The sequence below is a fragment of the Desulfosporosinus burensis genome (genome assembly GCF_054657535.1).
Window position 1 is genome coordinate 1 of record NZ_BAAHYN010000073.1, and the last position, 627, is coordinate 627.

A 627-nucleotide genomic window follows, 5' to 3' on the forward strand; every position below is an offset into this window, starting at 1 on the left:
TGGTACTTCCCGAATATTGTCGAATTCCTTTTAGACCATGTTCTACTCGGCGTAACGTCTCCTGTGAATAATCTGGAGCGAATTGAGCCACTATTCCGGAATGTGAGAGCCACAGTTCCGGATTTTCAGAGCCACCCTTCCGGCAAGAGAGCCACTCTGGGGTCGACTTGACATGGGACCCTACGTCGGATGCTTCCATGGGTCGAGGGCTGTGGCTCATAAGGCGGTATTCCTCTTGAGAAGCCCCATCCCTTGGTTTAGGGTAGCATCCTCCGCCCCCATGTAAAGTCTTAATATGGGGTCACAGGGTAACGGGGGTTGACAGCGAGTTACTCGGGCGGTTCCACACCCATGGACGTAAACGAATAAGTGGCTCAAGTCTCCGGAGGGATGGCTCACTTATACCGGAGATGTGGCTCACCTACCTCCGGAACGCTGGCTCTGTCGAACCGTAATATTCATCCTGCTAGTCGCCGTTACGCGCAGGTTCCTGCTCGCCTCACTCACGCATTCGCGCTCGTTCGGGCGGGGACTGGTACTTCCCGCACTTCCCGCAATTTGTCGAATGGATACAATTCTGCCAATTGCAAAGAACCCCTGGAGGCCAAATAAATAAGGCAATCCAGG

General features: G+C 53.7%; 2 protein-coding genes. Both read right to left on the bottom strand.

The window, feature by feature from the left end; genetic code table 11:
• On the bottom strand, nucleotides 1-220 hold a 220-nt coding region (locus ACYQ3Q_RS28435; RefSeq protein WP_459931742.1), incomplete at its 3' end, for a hypothetical protein.
• Nucleotides 221-417: 197 nt separating this feature from the next.
• Nucleotides 418-627, bottom strand: a 210-nt coding sequence (locus ACYQ3Q_RS28440) for a hypothetical protein (protein ID WP_459931743.1), incomplete at its 5' end; no start/stop codon positions are given.